Annotated in this window: 19 protein-coding genes; 12 read left to right on the forward strand and 7 right to left on the reverse strand. The window is 64.5% G+C overall.

All coding sequences use genetic code 11. The annotated features are described in order from the left end of the window. Positions 1-125: 125 nt before the first annotated feature. Together AC0Z35_RS06270 and AC0Z35_RS06275 are read right to left on the reverse strand one after the other, a co-directional pair. Positions 126-599, reverse strand: coding sequence for a MarR family winged helix-turn-helix transcriptional regulator (locus tag AC0Z35_RS06270; protein WP_046803046.1), 474 nt, complete (start codon positions 597-599; stop codon positions 126-128). A 122-nt stretch (positions 600-721) separates the two neighbouring features. Beyond that, positions 722-1429, reverse strand: coding sequence for a Crp/Fnr family transcriptional regulator (locus tag AC0Z35_RS06275; RefSeq protein WP_219991367.1), 708 nt, complete (start codon positions 1427-1429; stop codon positions 722-724). A gap of 169 nt (positions 1430-1598) precedes the next feature. On the opposite strand from AC0Z35_RS06275, the gene AC0Z35_RS06280 reads away from it, so the two are divergent. The 7 genes from AC0Z35_RS06280 (at position 1599) to AC0Z35_RS06310 (ending at position 10100) form a co-directional block, all read left to right on the forward strand. Then, positions 1599-3575: an AMP-dependent synthetase/ligase gene (locus AC0Z35_RS06280; protein WP_046803044.1), complete on the forward strand. Its 1977-nt coding sequence runs from the start codon at positions 1599-1601 to the stop codon at positions 3573-3575. Positions 3576-3580: 5 nt separating this feature from the next. Beyond that, the gene (locus AC0Z35_RS06285; protein ID WP_046803043.1) at positions 3581-4378 is read left to right on the forward strand and encodes an ABC transporter ATP-binding protein; all 798 of its coding nucleotides are present in this window, start codon (positions 3581-3583) and stop codon (positions 4376-4378) included. Positions 4379-4389: 11 nt separating this feature from the next. Beyond that, complete coding sequence (locus AC0Z35_RS06290) at positions 4390-5319, forward strand: branched-chain amino acid ABC transporter permease (RefSeq protein WP_046803042.1); 930 nt, start codon at positions 4390-4392, stop codon at positions 5317-5319. A 24-nt stretch (positions 5320-5343) separates the two neighbouring features. After that, on the forward strand, positions 5344-6408 hold the full coding sequence (locus tag AC0Z35_RS06295; RefSeq protein ID WP_046803041.1) for a branched-chain amino acid ABC transporter permease: 1065 nt from the start codon (positions 5344-5346) through the stop codon (positions 6406-6408). Positions 6409-6546: 138 nt separating this feature from the next. After that, entirely contained in the window at positions 6547-7887 is a 1341-nt protein-coding gene (locus AC0Z35_RS06300) for an ABC transporter substrate-binding protein (RefSeq protein ID WP_485131108.1), read from the forward strand. A 60-nt stretch (positions 7888-7947) separates the two neighbouring features. After that, on the forward strand, positions 7948-8814 hold the full coding sequence (locus AC0Z35_RS06305; protein WP_223264744.1) for an ABC transporter ATP-binding protein: 867 nt from the start codon (positions 7948-7950) through the stop codon (positions 8812-8814). A gap of 17 nt (positions 8815-8831) precedes the next feature. Further along, a complete protein-coding gene (locus AC0Z35_RS06310; protein WP_485131107.1) occupies positions 8832-10100 on the forward strand; it encodes a phenylacetate--CoA ligase family protein in 1269 nt (422 codons plus the stop codon). Between the two features lie 17 nt (positions 10101-10117). On the opposite strand, the gene AC0Z35_RS06315 is transcribed toward AC0Z35_RS06310, so the two are convergent. Genes AC0Z35_RS06315 through AC0Z35_RS06325 form a run of 3 tightly spaced genes read right to left on the reverse strand, consistent with a single transcriptional unit; the run spans position 10118 to position 11302 of the window. Then, positions 10118-10537, reverse strand: coding sequence for a YeeE/YedE family protein (locus AC0Z35_RS06315; RefSeq protein WP_046803038.1), 420 nt, complete (start codon positions 10535-10537; stop codon positions 10118-10120). Between the two features lies 1 nt (position 10538). Beyond that, on the reverse strand, positions 10539-10970 hold the full coding sequence (locus AC0Z35_RS06320; RefSeq protein ID WP_485131106.1) for a YeeE/YedE family protein: 432 nt from the start codon (positions 10968-10970) through the stop codon (positions 10539-10541). Then, complete coding sequence (locus AC0Z35_RS06325; RefSeq protein ID WP_485131105.1) at positions 10967-11302, reverse strand: ArsR/SmtB family transcription factor; 336 nt, start codon at positions 11300-11302, stop codon at positions 10967-10969. Before AC0Z35_RS06325 ends, AC0Z35_RS06320 begins: the two co-directional genes overlap by 4 nt. Positions 11303-11423: 121 nt before the next feature. Here AC0Z35_RS06325 and AC0Z35_RS06330 point away from each other — a divergent pair, with 121 nt between their 5' ends. From AC0Z35_RS06330 to AC0Z35_RS06345, 4 genes are all read left to right on the forward strand, one after another. Next, positions 11424-12278, forward strand: a complete 855-nt coding sequence (locus AC0Z35_RS06330) for an MBL fold metallo-hydrolase (RefSeq protein WP_319301992.1) — start codon at positions 11424-11426, stop codon at positions 12276-12278. Between the two features lie 93 nt (positions 12279-12371). Next, positions 12372-13838 carry a polyphosphate:AMP phosphotransferase gene (pap, locus tag AC0Z35_RS06335; protein WP_485131104.1) on the forward strand — a complete coding sequence of 489 codons (1467 nt, stop codon included), beginning with the start codon at positions 12372-12374 and terminating at the stop codon, positions 13836-13838. A 28-nt stretch (positions 13839-13866) separates the two neighbouring features. After that, the gene (locus tag AC0Z35_RS06340; protein ID WP_046803034.1) at positions 13867-14316 is read left to right on the forward strand and encodes a GNAT family N-acetyltransferase; all 450 of its coding nucleotides are present in this window, start codon (positions 13867-13869) and stop codon (positions 14314-14316) included. After that, positions 14313-14777 carry an HIT family protein gene (locus AC0Z35_RS06345; protein WP_485131103.1) on the forward strand — a complete coding sequence of 155 codons (465 nt, stop codon included), beginning with the start codon at positions 14313-14315 and terminating at the stop codon, positions 14775-14777. The genes AC0Z35_RS06340 and AC0Z35_RS06345 overlap by 4 nt, the downstream gene beginning before the upstream one ends. A gap of 27 nt (positions 14778-14804) precedes the next feature. Here the strand turns inward: AC0Z35_RS06345 and AC0Z35_RS06350 are convergent, their stop codons facing one another. Both AC0Z35_RS06350 and AC0Z35_RS06355 read right to left on the reverse strand, forming a co-directional pair. Further along, complete coding sequence (locus AC0Z35_RS06350; protein WP_314355300.1) at positions 14805-15959, reverse strand: glycosyltransferase; 1155 nt, start codon at positions 15957-15959, stop codon at positions 14805-14807. After that, the gene (locus AC0Z35_RS06355; RefSeq protein WP_185975330.1) at positions 15956-16363 is read right to left on the reverse strand and encodes a hydrogenase; all 408 of its coding nucleotides are present in this window, start codon (positions 16361-16363) and stop codon (positions 15956-15958) included. The genes AC0Z35_RS06350 and AC0Z35_RS06355 overlap by 4 nt, the downstream gene beginning before the upstream one ends. Positions 16364-16716: 353 nt before the next feature. Between AC0Z35_RS06355 and nhaA the strand changes: the two genes are divergently transcribed. Further along, the gene (gene nhaA, locus AC0Z35_RS06360; protein ID WP_485131102.1) at positions 16717-17949 is read left to right on the forward strand and encodes a Na+/H+ antiporter NhaA; all 1233 of its coding nucleotides are present in this window, start codon (positions 16717-16719) and stop codon (positions 17947-17949) included. Positions 17950-17960 lie beyond the last annotated feature (11 nt).

The following is a 17960-nucleotide window of genomic DNA, read 5'->3' on the forward strand; positions in this document are numbered from 1 at the left end:
TGCTAACCCACTGAAAACCTGCTGCAAACCTGCTGCAAACCTATGCTTCACATTCATTTAAATCGTACACAACTATATAGCGCACTACTTATTTGACCGGGTAATGACAGGCATCACCCCACACTTCAAATACTGTCGACCAGCTTTTCCCGCAATGCGTGCAGCGCCTTCATCATGCCTTGCGCTTCGTCCAGCGTGCACTGGGCGGCGGCGGCCACGGCATGCGGCACGGCTTCGGCCTGCTCGCGCAGATCGCGGCCTTGCTTGGTCAGCCCCACGATCACCTGGCGCTCGTCGTCCACCGCGCGCTTGCGGGTTACCAGACCGGCGGCTTCCAGACGCTTGAGCAGCGGCGTCAGCGTGGCCGAATCCAGGAACAGCCGGGCGCCGATATCGGTCACCGTGATGTCCTCACCCTCCCACAGCACCAGCATCACCAGGTACTGCGGATACGTCAGGTCCAGCCCGCGCAGCAGCTTGCGGTACACCTTGTTCATCGCCAGCGAGGTCGAGTACAAGGCGAAGCACAGTTGGCTGTCCAGCAGCAGCGGGTTGAACGCGCTTTTGGGTTTGGTGGGCGCTTTCGCTTTGGATTTCATTGCGCAATATTAAATAGCGCACTATTTAACGTCAAGGATTTTTTGGAATATTTTTTTGCAGTGCTGCCGGGCTGCCGGGCTGCGGGACTGCGGGGCTTCGGAACATCGCACCGCCCTTGCCTTCAGGCCGCGTGTTCGCCTTCCACCGTGCTGCGGTCCGACCCGTATTGTTTCAGGCCGTCCAGATCCAGCACACGCACCGCGCCGTATTCCACGTTCAACAGACCCGCCTCTTCCAGCTTGCGCAGCGCCTGATTCGCACGCTGGCGCGACACCCTGGCCAGATAGCCGACTTCTTCTTGCGTAATCGTCAGCCGCATTCCCATGCCGGGATACAGCAAAGGGTTGAACAGTTCAGCCAGACAGCGGGCCACACGCGCATCGGGGTCCAGCAGCCGGTCGTATTCGGCCTTGCCGATGAACTGCGCCACGCGCTCGTTCAGCTGATGCAGCAGATAACGGTTGAACGGAATGCTGGTGTCCAGCAGCCAGTCGAACGTTGCCGCCGGCAGCCGCGCCACGACGGAATCGCGCAGCGCGACGATGTCATATTTGCGGACTTCGCGCTTCAAGAGCGAGCCTTCGCCGATCCAGCCGCCGGCGGGCACGCCCGTTAACGAGGCGACCTTGCCTTCCGCGTTGCCCACCGACACTTTCACCAAGCCGGCCAAGACACCGATCCAAGCCTGTGCGAGTTCCCCTTTGCGCTCTATGATCGATCCGGCAACGACTTGCTGCACGGACAGGTCCCGCTCGACGCGCGATTGCTGCTCGGCGTTGAGCACGCGAAACCACGCCGCGGCAAGTTGAAGGGAGTCGGATAGCTGCATCGGGAATACCCTAAAAGTTCCTTGAATGTCGCGATGGTGACAGTTGGTAGCAACCCAACCTTATACCTTAAGTCCTGCCGTAAATCTAAAACCAACTGGTCAAGCCCCTACTCGCCAATGCCGCATCTGCGGCGCGCTGGCGCGGTGTGCCCAAACCGGAGGAGACAACGTGGCACATTCATCGCCCGCATCCGCACAGGTGCCGGCGGCGCTGGACACCTTTCCAGCGCTGCTGTTCGCGCATGCCAATGTTCGTGGGTCGCGGCCCGCGATCCGAGAGAAAGACCTGGGCATCTGGCAAACCCTGACGTGGTCCCAGGTGGCCGAGCATGTACGCCATGTGGCCAACGGCCTGGCGGCGCTGGGCATCCGGCCCGGCATGCATGTGGCCGTCATCGGCGAGAACCGGCCGCGCCTGTACATGGCGATGATGGCCGCGCAATCGCTGGGCGCCATTCCGGTGCCGCTTTATCAAGACGCTGTCGCGCAGGAAATGGTCTACGTGCTGCAAGACGCCGAGATCAGCGTGGCGGTGGTGGAAGACCAGGAACAGGTCGACAAGATGCTGGAAGTGCGCGAGCAATGTCCGGCCTTGCAGCACGTGGTGTTTGATGACCCGCGCGGCCTGCGCCATTACTCCGATTCCATGTTGCAGTCGTATGAACAGCTGGAGAAGCTGGGCCAGGACTACGCGGCGCAGCATCCCGACTTTCTTGACCGCGCCATCGCCGCCGTGCAACCGCACGACCCGGCCGCCATGTTCTATACGTCGGGCACCACCGGCAAGCCCAAGGGCGTGGTGCTGACGCACCATGCGCTGATCGACCGCGCGCGCGCCGTGTCCGACATGGAAAACCTGACCGATCAGGAAGACGTGCTGGCGTATCTACCGCCCGCCTGGATCGGGCAGAACATGTTTTCGTATACGCAGTTGCTGGTCACGGGCTTTACCGTGAACCACCCCGAATCGCCGGACACCGTGTCGATCGACATGCGCGACATCGGCCCCACCTATTACTTCGCGCCGCCGCGCGTGCTGGAGGGTCTGCTGACGCACGTCATGATCCGCATGGAAGACGCGGGCTATATCAAGCGCCAGCTGTTCGGCGCCTGCATGAAGCTGGCGCGCCGCGTGGGCACCAAGATCCTGGATGGCGAATCCGTCAACGCCTGGGATCGCCTGCGCTATGCGCTTGGCAATGCGCTGATCTACGGCCCCTTGCGCAACGCGCTGGGCATGAGCCGCGTGCGCGTGGCCTACACGGCGGGCGAGGCCATCGGCCCGGACCTGTTCGTGTTCTACCGGTCCATCGGCATCAACCTGAAGCAGTTGTACGGCTCGACGGAAACGTCCGTGTTCGTTTGCGTGCAGCCCGACGGCAAGGTGCGCGACGACACCGTCGGCCCGCCGGTGGCCGGCGTTGAAATCCGTGTGGCGGACAACGGCGAAATCCTGGTCAAGAGCCCGGGCCTGTTCAAGGAGTACTACCGCAATCCGGACGCCACGGCGGAAGCGCGCAGCGCCGACGGCTGGTTCCACACGGGCGACGCGGGCTACCTGGACACCGACGGCCAGTTGAAGATCATCGACCGCGCCAAAGACGTGGGCAAGCTGGCCAACGGCAGCCTGTTCGCGCCCAAATACATCGAGAACAAGCTCAAGTTCTTCCAGCACATCAAGGAAGCCGTGGCCTTTGGCGCCAACCGCGACGACGTTTGCGCCTTCATCAACATCGATCTGGAAGCCGTGGGCAACTGGGCCGAGCGCCGGGGCCTGCCGTATGCGGGCTACACCGACCTGGCCGCCAAGGAAGAGGTCTACCAGCTGATCGCCGAATGCGTCGAACAGGTCAATGCAGACCTGGCCACCGACCCCAAGCTGTGCGCATCGCAAGTCAGCCGCTTCTTGATCCTGCACAAGGAACTGGACCCGGACGACGACGAGCTGACCCGCACGCGCAAGGTGCGCCGCGCGTTCATCGCGCAGAAATACGGCGTGCTGATCGATGCCCTGTTCGGCGGCAAGCCATCGCAGTTCATTGAAACCGAAGTGAAGTTCGAAGACGGACGCACCGGCAAGATCTCAGCCGACCTGAAGATCTGGCCCGTCAAGACGTTTCCCGCCATCACAGCCCGAGCCGCGTAGAGATCATGAGCAACAACGACCGCGACCAGCGTATCGGCGACGTCATGCTGGACATGCAGAACATCTCCTTGTCCTTCGGCGGCGTGAAAGCGCTGACGGACATTTCCTTCAACGTGCGCGAGCACGAGATCCGCGCCATCATCGGCCCCAACGGCGCGGGCAAGAGTTCGATGCTGAACGTCATCAACGGCGTCTACACGCCGCAGAAAGGCGGCATTGCGTTCCGTGGTGAGAGTTTCTCGAAGATGAACCCGCGCCGCGCCGCTGAAATGGGCATCGCGCGCACATTCCAGAACCTGGCGCTGTTCAAGGGCATGAGCGTGCTGGACAACATCATGACGGGTCGCAACCTGCGCATGAAGTGCGGGCTGCTGTCGCAAGCCTTCCGCCTGGGCCCGGCCGAACGCGAAGAAACCCAGCACCGCGAATTCGTCGAGAACATCGTCGACTTCCTGGAGATCCAGGCGTATCGCAAGACGCCGGTGGGCCGCCTGCCCTACGGCCTGCAAAAGCGCGTGGACCTGGGTCGCGCGCTGGCGATGGAGCCGCGCCTGTTGTTGCTGGACGAACCCATGGCCGGCATGAACATCGAGGAAAAGCAGGACATGAGCCGCTTCATCCTGGATGTGAACGATGAATTCGGCACCACCATCGTGCTGATCGAGCACGACATGGGCGTGGTCATGGACATATCCGACCGCGTGGTGGTGCTGGACTACGGCAAGAAGATCGGCGATGGCCGCCCGGACGAAGTCCGTGCGAATGAAGACGTCATCCGCGCCTATCTCGGCGTGTCGCACTAAGGCGGACAGACATGGGATTTTTTCTAGAGACCTTATTCGGCGGCTTGATGAGCGGCATGATGTATGCGCTGATCGGCCTGGGCTTCGTGCTGATCTTCAAGGCGTCCGGCGTCTTCAACTTCGCGCAGGGCGCGATGGTGCTGGTGGCCGCCTTGTCGATGGCGCGCTTCTCGGAATGGATACCGCGCTGGCTGGGCTTTGACAACATGATCCTGGCCAACGTGCTGGCGTTCATCGTCAGTGCCATGGTGATGTTCCTGCTGGCCGTTGCGATTGAGCGCTTTGTGCTGCGCCACCTGGTCAACCAGGAAGCCACCACGCTGTTGATGGCAACGCTGGGCATCAGCTACTTCCTGGATGGGCTGGGCCAGATCACGTTCGGCAGCTCGGTGTATTCCATCAATGTGGGCATGCCGAAAGATCCGCTGATGATCCTGGACACGGTCTTTGAAGGCGGGTTGCTGATCAACCTTGAAGATTTGACCGCAGCCGTCATCGCGGCGCTGCTGGTGGCCACGCTGGCGCTGTTCTTTCAGTACACGTCCACCGGCCGCGCCTTGCGCGCGGTGGCCGACGACCACCAGGCCGCGCAGTCCATCGGCATTCCGTTGAATCGCATCTGGGTGATCGTGTGGTGCGTGGCGGGCCTGGTGGCGCTGGTGGCGGGGATTATCTGGGGGTCGAAGTTCGGCGTGCAGTTCACGCTGTCCACCGCGGCGCTGCGCGCATTGCCGGTGGTGATCCTGGGCGGCTTGACGTCGGTGCCTGGCGCCATTTTGGGCGGCCTGATCATCGGCGTGGGGGAAAAGCTGTCCGAGGTCTACCTGGGGTCGCTCGTGGGCGGCGGTATCGAAATCTGGTTCGCCTATGTGCTGGCGCTGGTCTTCCTGCTGTTCCGTCCGCAAGGGCTGTTCGGCGAGAAGATCATCGACCGCGTGTAAACCACAGGCCACTGGGATAAAAACATGTTCTATCGCGAAAACGGCCAGTTCAAGACCACGTACCGGGCGGATCAGCAGATCTTCCCGATCCGTCAGGACCGCATCTTCATCTGGCTGCTGCTGGCGGTGGCGTTCATCGCCGTGCCGGCGCTGTCGTCCGACTACCTGCTGCGCGCCATCCTGATTCCGTTTCTGATCCTGTCCCTGGCGGCGGTCGGGCTGAATATTCTGGTCGGCTATTGCGGGCAGATATCGCTGGGCACGGGCGCGTTCATGGCGGTGGGCGCCTATGCCGCCTGGAACTTCGGCGTGCGCTTTCCGGGCATGCCGCTGATCATCCAGATTTTGCTGGGCGGCTGCTTCGCCACGCTGGTGGGCGTAATCTTCGGCATCCCCAGCTTGCGGATTCGCGGGCTGTACCTGGCGGTGGCGACCCTGGCCGCGCAGTTCTTCGTGGACTGGGCGTTCCTGCGCATCCCGTTCTTCACCAACTATTCATCGTCGGGCAACGTGTCGGTGCCGCCGCTGACCGCGTTCGGCCTGCCGGTGCAATCGGCCATGGAAAAGTACCTGTTCGTGCTGATCCTGGTAGTGGTCTTCAGCCTGCTGGCCAAGAACCTGGTGCGCGGCGCGATCGGCCGCCAATGGATGGCGATACGCGACATGGACGTGGCGGCGTCGGTCATCGGCATCCGCCCCATGTACGCCAAGCTGACGGCGTTCGCGGTCAGCTCGTTCATCGTGGGCGTGGCGGGCGCGCTGTGGGGCTACATCCACCTGGGTTCCTGGGAACCGCTGGCCTTTGATCTGACGCGTTCGTTCCAGCTGCTGTTCATGGTCATCATCGGCGGGCTGGGCTCGATCATCGGCAGCTTCTTCGGCGCGGCGTTCATCGTGCTGGTGCCGGTGGCGCTGTCGAACATCCCGCATGCGCTGGGCATCCCGCTGTCGGTGGACACCGCCGCGCACATCGAACACATGGTGTTCGGCGCGCTGATCGTGTTCTTCCTGATTGCCGAACCGCACGGGCTGGCGCGCTTGTGGAGCATCGGCAAGGAAAAGCTGCGCATCTGGCCGTTCCCGCATTGACGACAATTTGATTTCGCATTGATTTCTGCGGACCGCGGCGGCAAAAGTGCCGTGATCCACATCCTGAATACCCGGCTCAAGACCGGGCCAATCCCGGTGTCCCAGGGTTTACTGACCCAAGCACCACGCAGGAGGTAAATGGAGATGAAGCGTCTTAACCTGAAGTTGGCGGCAGCCCTGGTGGCCGCAGCCGGCGTCATCGGCGCCGTGGCCACGCCGGCAATGGCGGCCGAAGAGCAGTTCGTTCCGTTGCTGGTGTATCGCACCGGGTCGTTCGCGCCGCTTGGCATTCCCTGGGCCGATGGCAAGCTGGACTACCTGAAGCTGGTCAACGAACGTGATGGCGGCGTCAACGGCGTCAAGATCACGTACGAAGAATGTGAAACCGCCTATGCCACCGATCGCGGCGTGGAATGCTATGAACGCCTGAAGGGCAAGGGCACCGGCGCGTCGGGCTTTGACACCCAGTCCACCGGCATCACGTTTGCCGTCAGCGACAAGGCCATGGTCGACAAGGTGCCGGTCGAAACGATGGGCTACGGCCTGTCGCAGTCGGTGGACGGCAGCGTGTTCGAGTGGAACTTCCCGCTGCTGGGCACCTACTGGACCGCCGCCGACGTGATGATCCAGGACATCGCCAAGAAAGAAGGCGGCATGGACAAGCTCAAGGGCAAGAAGATTGCCCTGGTCTATCACGACTCGCCCTACGGCAAGGAACCGATCCCGCTGCTGCAAAAGCGCGCGGCCAAGGAAGGCTTCGAGTTGGTGCTGTACCCCGTGACTGCCCCCGGCGTGGAGCAGAAATCCACCTGGTTGCAGATCCGCCAGGCCCGCCCGAACTACGTGCTGCTGTGGAGCGCGGGCATCATGACGCCCACCGCCATCCGCGAAGCGCAGGCCAGCGGCTATCCGCGCGACAAGATGTACGCCATCTGGTGGGCCGGCTCTGAAGGCGACGTCAAAGACCTGGGCGATGTGGCCAAGGGCTACAACGCCATCACCGTGCACAACAGCGGCGCCGAGCACGACAAGGTCTACGACGACCTGAAGAAGTTCGTCTACGACAAGGGCCAGGGCGCGGACAAGACCGGCAAGACCACGCTGGGCACCATCGCCCACACGCGCGGCATGATGATTTCGATGCTGCAAGTGGAAGCGATCCGCACGGCGCAGGAAAAGTACGGCAAGGGCAAGGCGTTGACGCCCGAGCAGGTGCGCTGGGGTTTTGAAAACCTGAACCTGACGCAGGACAAGCTGGACAAGCTGGGCTTCGGCCAGATCATGCGCCCCGTCAAGACCTCGTGCAGCAACCACAAGGGTGACGACTGGGCCCGCATCGTGCAGTGGGACGGCGCCAAGTTCAAGGTGGTGTCCGACTGGTACCAGGCCGACAAGACCATTCTGGACCCGATGGTCAAGGACGCCGCGGCCAAGTACGCCAAGGAAAAGAACATCACGCCCCGCACTTGCGAGAACTGATGTGAACCGGCGGCCGGCGTCCTTGTGGATGCCGGCCGCCACCACGCCGCAGGAATCGTCATGACCGCTGCATCTTCCATTGCATCTACTGCTGCAACCCCGGTTGCCGCCCCCGCCGCCGCGCCCTCCGTGCTGCTGGACGTCAACGGCATCGAGGTGATCTACAACCACGTGATCCTGGTGCTCAAGGGCGTGTCCCTGCAAGTGCCGGAAGGCAAGATCGTGGCCTTGCTGGGCGCCAACGGCGCGGGCAAGACCACGACGCTGCGCGCGATTTCGAACCTGCTCAAGGGCGAACGCGGCGACGTCACCAAGGGCCACATCCAATACCGGGGCCAGCGTATCGAACGCCTGTCGCCGGCCGAGCTGGTCAAGCGCGGCGTCGTGCAGGTGATGGAAGGCCGCCACTGCTTCGCACACCTGACCATCGAGGAAAACCTGCTGACGGGCGCCTACACCCGCAGCATGAGCCGTGCCGATACCGCCGCCGCGCTAGAACGCGTCTACCAGTATTTCCCGCGCTTGAAGCAACGCCGCGCCAGCCAGTCGGGCTACACGTCGGGCGGCGAACAGCAGATGACCGCCATTGGCCGCGCGCTGATGGCCAACCCCAACATGATCCTGCTGGACGAGCCCTCGATGGGGCTGGCGCCGCAAATCGTGGAAGAGATCTTTGAAATCGTGCGCGATCTGAACCAGCGTGAACGCGTGAGCTTCCTGCTGGCGGAACAGAACACCAACATCGCGCTGCGTTATGCCGACTACGGCTACATCCTGGAGAACGGGCGCGTAATGATGGACGGGGCCGCGCTGGATCTGGCCCAGAACGAGGACGTGAAGGAGTTCTACCTGGGCATCTCCAGCGGAGAACGCAAGAGCTTTCGCGACAACAAGTTCTATCGCCGCCGCAAACGCTGGCTGGCCTGAAGAGAGGGTGCGATCCCATGTCCGAGTTTTTCGATGTATTGGAAACCCGTGCGCCCGAGCAACGCGAGCGCGAGCTGATGGCCGCCTTGCCCGACGCGATTTCGCGAGCCATTGCGCGCGCGCCGGCAATCGCGGAGCAGCTGCGCGGCGTTGACCCGGCCACCATCACGTCGCGCGCGGCGCTTGCCCGGCTGCCGGTGCTGCGCAAGCACGAACTGCTGGAACGCCAACAGCACAGCCGCGACGACGACGCCACGCCCGCCAGCCCCGGCAAGGCGTTCGGCGGCTTCTCGGCCATTGGCTGGGGCGAGGCGATGCGCGTGTTTGCGTCGCCCGGCCCGATCTACGAACCGGAAAGCGCGCGCGCCGACTACTGGCGTTTTGCCCGGGCGCTGTACGCAGCGGGCTTTCGCGCCGGAGAACTGGCCTACAACTGTTTTTCCTATCACTTCACGCCGGCCGGCTCCATGATGGAAACGGCGGCGCACGCCGTGGGCTGCACCGTGTTTCCGGGCGGCACCGGCCAGACCGAACAACAGGTGCGCGCCATTCAGGACCTGGCGCCCAGCGGCTACACGGGCACGCCCAGCTTTCTGAAAATCATCTTGGAAAAGTCGGAGGAGCTGGGGGTGAAGCTGGGCTCGCTGCGGCGTGCGCTGGTGTCAGGCGAAGCGTTTCCGCCGTCGCTGCGAGATTGGCTGGCGGCGCGCGGCATTGACGGTTATCAGGCGTACGGCAGCGCCGACCTGGGCATGATTGCGTTTGAAACGCCCGCGCGCCAGGGGCTGGTGCTGGGCGAAGACATCATCGTGGAAATCGTGCGCCCGGGCACGGGCGAACCGGTGCCGGACGGCGAAGTGGGCGAAGTCGTCGTCACCACCTTGAACCCGGACTACCCGCTGGTGCGCTTCGGCACCGGCGACCTGTCGGCGGTCATGCCGGGCATTTCGCCTTGCGGGCGCACCAACACGCGCATCAAGGGCTGGATGGGCCGGGCCGATCAGACGACCAAGGTGCGCGGCATGTTCGTACACCCTTCACAAGTGGCGGACGTGGCGCGTCGCCATCCCGAGATCCTGCGCGCGCGGCTGGTCATCAGCGGCAGCACGGGGTCGGACCGGATGGTGTTGAAAGTGGAATCGCGCGTGCGCGGCGAAGACCTGTCCAAGCGCATCGCGGAATCCGTGCGCGATGTGACCAAGCTACGTGCCGACGTGGAATGGGCGGATGCCGACAGCCTGCCCAACGACGGCAAGGTCATCGACGACGTGCGTACGTACGAGTGACGCGGGGCCGTGCCGGCCTAGCGCTGTCGGATCTTTTCGATCACCGAGAAGATCGCCATGCCCGCGATCATCGCGGCCACGAAGATCAGCGCGTCCGGCACGCCCGCGGCGGCGGCCACCAACGCGGGGCCGGGGCAAAAACCCGCCAGGCCCCAGCCCGCGCCAAAAGCCAGGCTGCCTAGCGCCAGCCGCGCGTCCACCCGCGTGGCCGTCGGCCAACGCAGCGGCTCGCCCGACAAGCTGGCGCTTTTCCGGCGCAGCAGCGCGAACCCCGCCGCCGTCACCAACACCGCGCCGCCCATCACGAACGCCAGCGACGGATCCCAGTCACCGGCAATATCCAGAAAGCCCAGCACCTTGGCCGGGTTGGCCATGCCGGACACGATCAAGCCCAATCCAAAGACCAGCCCCGACGCGAAAGCGATCAGCGCGACCATGTCAGCCCCCCACCCCATGCCGCACGACATAGACGACCGCAAACCCGGCCGCCATGAACAACGCAGTGGCCACCAGCGACCGCACAGACCCGCGCGACAGGCCGCACACGCCGTGGCCGCTGGTGCATCCCGACGCGTAGCGCGTGCCGATGCCCACCAGCAGGCCCGCCACGATCAAGCGCGTTGTCCCGGCTTGGACCACGATTTCCGGCAAGGCGCCGCCCAGCCGGTACAACCACGGCGCCGCGCACAGGCCCAGCAGGAACGCCAGCCGCCAGTTCCCGTCGCGCTGCCGCCCCAGCAAGCCGCCCACGATGCCGCTGATGCCGGCGATTCGGCCGGCGCCCGCCATCAACAGGATGGCAGCGGCGCCGATCAGCAGGCCGCCCAGCGTGGCCGACACGGGAGTAAAGACAGACCAGTCCGGGTTCATGTGAGTGACTCCATCGCGCGGCCGCAGTACAAACTGGATAGCGTTTTCATGACTTGGCTGACCTCGGGGCTGGCCATCTGGTAGTAGACGTACTTGCCATCGCGGCGCGTCGCCACCAGGCCTTCGTCGCGCAGCACGCCCAGCTGCTGCGACAGCGTCGGCTGGCGGATGCCCGTCAGCGATTCCAGTTCGCCCACGTTGCGTTCACCTTGCACCAGCTGGCACAGCAACAGTAGCCGGTCTTCGTTGGCCAATGCCTTGAGCAGCGTGCAGGCCTTGGCGGCAGAGGGGCGCAAGGCGGCGAGTTCGCAGTCGGTCAGGGGGGAGTTCATGAGCTAGGGGGAGTGACAAAGGAGGCAGGCAGTCATTATATTTATGTATAAACTATCGAACAATATTATTTGAAAATATAGATTGTTCTACGTTGTCTATGCGTTGTCTCCACGGCCGGCCATGAATCCACACATCCAAGCGTTCTTCGACTCCGTCACCGCCACCGTCACGTACGTCGTGCACGATGGCAGCGCCTGCGCCATCATCGATTCGGTGCTGGACTACGACCCGAAATCGGGACGCACCAGCACGGCCGGCGCGGACCGCGTCGTGGAGTACGTGCGCCAGCAAGGCTTGCAAACGCAATGGCTGCTGGAAACCCACGCACACGCCGACCACCTGTCCGCCGCCCCCTATTTGCAGCGGCAGCTGGGCGGCGTGATCGCCATCGGGCAAAGCATCCGTACCGTGCAAGGCGTGTTCAAGCAGGTGTTCAACCTGGAACCCGAATTCCAGCTGGACGGCTCGCAATTCGGCCGCCTGTTCGCCGATGGCGAAACCTTTTCGATCGGCAAACTGACGGCCACCGCCATCCACGTGCCCGGCCACACGCCGGCCGACATGGCCTATTTGATCGGTGACGCGGCGTTCGTGGGCGATACGATGTTCATGCCGGACGTGGGCACGGCACGTTGCGATTTCCCGGGTGGCGACGCGCACGAGCTGTACCGGTCCATCCAGCGCCTGCTGGCATTGCCCGGGGGCACGCGCCTGTTCATGTGCCATGACTACCCGCCCGCCGGCCGCGACGCCCACTGGCAAACGTCGGTGGCCGAACAGCGGGCGTCCAACATCCACGTGCGCGACGGCATCAGCGAGGATGAATTCGTCTCCATGCGCACCCGGCGCGACGCCACGCTGGGCATGCCGACGCTGATCCTGCCCGCCATCCAGGTCAACATCCGCGCGGGGCATTTCCCGCCGCCCGAAGACAACGGCGTGCGCTACCTGAAGATCCCGGTCAACGGGCTGTAGGTGGCGACTTCAATCGCGCCTGCCGTACTTGCGCGGCACGGGCGAATCCCGCAAGATCGGCGGACTTACCGATAGCCGACCAGACGGAACCCCATGTTCGCAGAAGCCGAAGCCGACCCCAGCCTGTCCAAGGACGAGTTCAAACCGCTGGAAGCCCGCTTGCGCGTCGCCCTGCTCAACGCCCAGTACCGGCGCCTGGAACAGGCCGAAAAAACCTTGCTGGTGGTGGTGGCCGGGATTGACGGCGCGGGCAAGGGCGCCACCATCAACCAGTTGAACGAATGGATGGACCCGCGCCACATCAAGACGCTGGCGTATGGCCCCCCTGAAGGCGAAGAGCTGGATCGCCCGCCTTTCTGGCGGTATTGGAAAGACCTGCCGCCCAAGGGCAAGACGGGCATCGTGTTCGGCTCTTGGTACGCGCCCCTGATCATCGAGGCCGCCAGCAAGAAGCCCAACCAGGAATACATCGCGGCGCACTCGGCCGCCATCCTGCGCTTTGAAGCCATGCTGGCCGCCGAGGGCGTGCAAATCGTCAAGCTGTGGTTCCACCTGTCGGCCAAGGCGCAGACGGACCGCGCCCAGCGCTTGCTGGCCAGCCCCGAGACCTCCTGGCAGGTCAGCCCGGTGGACTTGAAAGTCGCCAAGCGGTTCGACCGCATTCGCCATGGCGCGCAAATCGTGCTGAACCATACCGACAGCGGGCACGCGCCGTGGATCGTCATTCCCAGCGCCGACGAAAACATGCGCGCGGCGCGCACAGCCGAGGCCGTGCTGGCCGCGATGCGCCAACGCGGCGTGCCGCGCATACCGGCATCGTTTCACGCGCATGCGCGCCCGAGCCGCGTTGTCGACCGCCTGGGCGAACTGGACTACGACGCCAAGATCGACAAAGACGATTACGAGTCCGAACTGGGCTTGTTGCAGGGCCGGCTGGCACGCGCGGCGCGTTCGCGGAAATTCCTGGATCGTTCCCTGATCCTGGTCTTTGAAGGCCAGGATGCCGCCGGCAAGGGCGGCGCCATCCGACGCGTCACGCACGCACTGGACGCCCGTCAGTTCGACATCACACCGGTTGCCGCGCCGTCCAGCTACGAGATGTCGCGCCCGTACCTGTGGCGCTTCTGGCGGCACCTGCCCCGGCACGGCCGCGTGGCCATCTTTGACCGGTCCTGGTACGGCCGCGTGCTGGTCGAGCGCGTGGAAAAACTGACCGCCCCCGCGCAATGGCGGCGCGCCTACGGCGAAATCAATGACTTCGAAGAACAGCTGGTGGCCAGCGGCGCGCTGGTGCTGAAGTTCTGGTTGGCGGTGACGGAAGACGTGCAGCTGGAACGCTTCAAGGAACGCGAGAAATCGCCCTTCAAGAATTTCAAGATTACGCCGGACGACTGGCGCAACCGGGAAAAATGGAAAGACTACGCGGCGGCCGCCAACGAAATGCTGGCCCGCACGGACGTGGCCCATGCACCGTGGCATCTGGTGTCGGCCAACGACAAGCGTTACGCTCGCGTGCAGGTGCTGCGACACATCGTCCAGGCCCTGGAAGATCAACTCTGAATTCAATCTGTGTAGGAGGCCCCGCGCCATGAGTACCGCTGAAATCCGCCCCATCGGCGCCGCCGACTTCGACATCTGGCTGCCTCTGTGGAAGGGCTATCAGGCGTTTTACCGCGTCAGTATCGATGACGCCGTGACGCGCAACACCTGGGCGCGCCTGCTGGACCCCGCCGAACCGATGCACGCCGCGCTGGCGTTCGACGGCGGCCGCGCCATCGGCATGGTGCACTGGATCTTCCATCGCTCCACCTGGACGGCGGGCGACTACTGCTACCTGCAAGACCTGTACGTGGACGCGGACGTGCGCGGCACCGGCGCGGGCCGCAAGCTGATCGAACACGTCTACGCCGAAGCCACCGCCGCCAACGCCGCCCGGGTGTACTGGCTGACGCACGAAACCAACGCCCCCGCCATGCAGCTGTACGACCGCATCGCGGACCGCTCGGGCTTCATTCAGTACCGCAAGGTGCTGACATGAGCGCGCGCGACCCGAACTGCCCCTTGTGCCAGGAAGATGGCGGCACGGTGCTGTGGCGCGGGCCGCATCTGCGCGTGATCGAGGTTGACGATGCCGACTACCCCGGCTTCACCCGGGTGGTCTGGAACGGCCATCTGGCCGAGATGACCAGCCTGTCGACGCACGGGCGCGACCTGTTGATGCGCGCCGTGTACGCCGTGGAAGAAGCACAGCAGGCCGTGCTGGCGCCCGACAAGATCAACCTGGCGTCGCTGGGCAACATGGTGCCCCACCTGCATTGGCACGTGATCCCCCGGTGGCGCGGCGACCGCCATTTTCCGGACCCGATCTGGGCCGCGCCGCGCATTGCCGCCGGCGCGGAACCGGCGCAATGGACGGACCGCCAGGCGCGCACGCAGGCGCTGCTGCCGCGCTATCGCAACCGCGTCGTCGAAGCCATGAATGCGCTGTTGATGCATTGATGCGCTGTTGATGCACGCGGCACCGGGCTACCCCGCCCGGGCGCCGCGCCCCCGTTCCGCCAGCCAGGACCCATACACGGTTTCCACCTGCTGGGCGGCGCGATCGGCGCAGAACAAACCTTGGTCCCGGATCCGCGTCTGGCCCGCCCGGCCCATGCGGCGGCGCAAGGCGGGGTCGGCCAACAACGTGGCCAACGCCGCCGCCAACGCGGCCGGGTCACGAGGCGGCACCAGCAGGCCGGTCACGCCTGCCTGCATGGTTTCAGGTACGCCCCCCACGTTCGTACCGATCACCGGCACGCCCATGGCGGCGGCCTCGATGAAGACGGTGCCCAGCGCTTCGCGGTGCGTGGCCAACGCGAAAACGTCCAAAGCCATCAACACGTTGCCGATATCGTGGCGCCTGCCCGTGAAATGCACGCGCGCGTCCAGCCCCATCGCCGCGACCTTGTCTTGCAACTGCGCCATCAGCGGCATGCCGTCGCCAACCAACACCAGATGTGCGTCGGGAAAGCGGGAAGCAATACGCCCGAAGGCGTCGATCAGGTCGGCATGGCCTTTTTCAACGCGCATCACCGCCACGCACCCAACCACCAACGCATCGGCTGGCAGGCCAAGCTCGCGCCGTACGCAGGCATGTTGCGCGGCTTGCGGCAGCACGATGGGCGAATGGATGGTGGCCACCGAGCCGGGCCGCGCGCCGCCATCCAGCAACTGTTGTTGCACATACCGGCTAACGGCAATGACGCGATGCGCCAGCCAGGTGTAGGCATAGAGCGAACCAATGGGCTTGGCCAGATGCCGCGTGCGCACGATCAGCGGCGCGCCGGCCAGCCTGGCGCCCCACGCGGCCAATACGGTGTCGCGGCGGCTGTGCGTGTTGACCACGTCAAAGCGCCCGCCCCGCAGCAGCCGGCGCACAAAGAACACGCCGCGCAGAAAATTGCCCGGGCCGTCCATGACGATGCGGTGCACCGTGAACCCGGCCTCGCTTGCCCGGTCGCCCAGTTCGGCACCGGGCTGGCACAGCAGTTCCAGGTGATGGCCTCGGTCGCGCATCGCAACCATTTCCTTGTAGACGCAGAATTCCTGCCCGCCAAATGAGGTGGCGGCTTCGGTATGCAAGATGCGCAGTCGGCCACCGGCATCCGCGGCCGGGGTAGCAACGGGTGCGGAAGTCATTGAGGCAGGCGGGCGTCGTGGGTATCGGCGTTCGTATCGCCGTTCGACCCGGCGTTCGACCCGGCCTTCGACTCGGCGCGGTGCCACGCTTGACCTAGAACCAGCAGATAGGCTTCCAGGTACGCCACGTCTTCCGGAGCCAGCGCCAGGACGCCGGGCTCGCGGCATTCATGCGGGCATTCAGAGGCGGCCAGGCGGGAGCCCGCCCACACCTGGATGCTGCCGTGGCAAGACATGTCAAAGCGGGCGCCCTCACCGTGCCACGCCAACAGGCGCATGCTGGGGGCCAGGTGCATTACCTGATATCGACCATGGGCATCTGACGACGGGGGTGCGCTGACGGCGCTGCCGATATCGACCAACCGGGGAGCCGCGCCGGGGCGGGCGGGCTGGTAGGTCAGCACGGAAAGCTGATGGAGGGGCTGCGGGGGCTGGGGGGGCTGAAATGGCATAAGACGCATAGGGCACAGGCAAGGATTAAGCCCGGCGATGCTAGCCAGGAACGCACGCGAAATACCCCAGAAAATTCTTACTTTCCGGGTGACCCTCTTGCAGGGCCGATATATAGGACGAATCCGACCGAATGCCTGCCCAGGCACTTTTCAAGAATTACTGAGAATGCGGGGAATTTGGCCGACGTTGAACTACAGTTGCCTCACTTTGCCGGTGCCGCATCGACTTCACCGCACGGCATCGCCTCGCCTGTTCAGGTAAAATTCAGCAAATATTTCGACCCACCCTCACTCAAGGACGCTCTTTGACTCAGCCGGCCACGCCCCATCGCCCCGCCTCTTTTCTTCAGGCATTCTTGCGCTCGGAAGCGCTGGGTGGCTATGTGCTGATGGCCGCCGCGCTGGTCGCGTTGATCATCGCCAACAGCCCCGCCGCCCCGGTTTACTTCGACGTGCTGGGCACCAAGCTGGGCTTCACGGCGGGGCCCGTCGTGCTCAAGGAAACGGTGCTGCACTGGATCAACGACGGGCTGATGGCCGTGTTCTTCCTGCTGGTCGGCCTGGAAATCAAGCGCGAGGTCCTGGACGGGCAGTTGCGCGGGGTATCCCGCATCGTGCTGCCGGGCGTGGCGGCGGTGGGCGGCATGGTGATGCCGGCCCTGATCTACGTGGCGCTCAACCTGGGCACGCCCGACACCTTGCGCGGCTGGGCCATTCCCGCCGCCACCGACATCGCCTTCGCGCTGGGCATCCTGGCGCTGCTGGGCAGCCGCGTGCCGACGTCGCTGAAGATCTTCCTGACTGCGCTGGCCATCCTTGACGACCTGGGCGCCATTGTCATCATCGCGCTGTTCTATACGTCCCAATTGCAGGTGTTTGCGCTGGCCATGGCGGGCGCGCTGCTGGTCTGCCTGTTCCTGCTGAACCGCGCCGGCGTGCTGCGCCTGACGCCCTATCTGCTGCTGGGCGCCCTGCTGTGGTACTTCGTGCTGAAGTCCGGCGTGCACGCCACGCTGGCCGGTGTCGCCCTGGCGCTGACCATCCCGCTGCGCCCGCGCAACCAGGGCAAGCCCGAGGCCCATTCGCCCCTGCACGACCTGGAACATGCGCTGCATAAGCCCGTCGCGCTGCTGATCGTTCCGATCTTCGGCTTTGCCAATGCGGGCGTGTCCTTCGCGGGCATGGGTCTGGCCAGCCTGGCACAACCCGTGCCGCTGGGGGTGGCGCTGGGCCTGTTCCTGGGCAAACAGCTGGGCGTGTTCGGCTTTGCCTGGCTGGCGATCAAGACCGGCATGGCCAGCCTGCCGCGCCATGCCACGTTCAAGCAGCTGTACGGCGTGGCAATGTTGTGCGGCATTGGCTTCACCATGAGCTTGTTCATCGGCGCGCTGGCTTTCACCGACGCGGCCACGGTCGACGCCACCAAGATTGGAGTGCTGACCGGATCGCTGGCTTCCGCCGTGGTCGGTTTCCTGCTGCTGCGCTCGGGCGGCGCCCCGGCTACCGAGGGCGCTCCCGCCCCGGTGCGCCAGGGATGAGTCCGCGGGCG

The organism is Achromobacter sp. 1L-A-4-B-C2, from assembly GCF_057291955.1.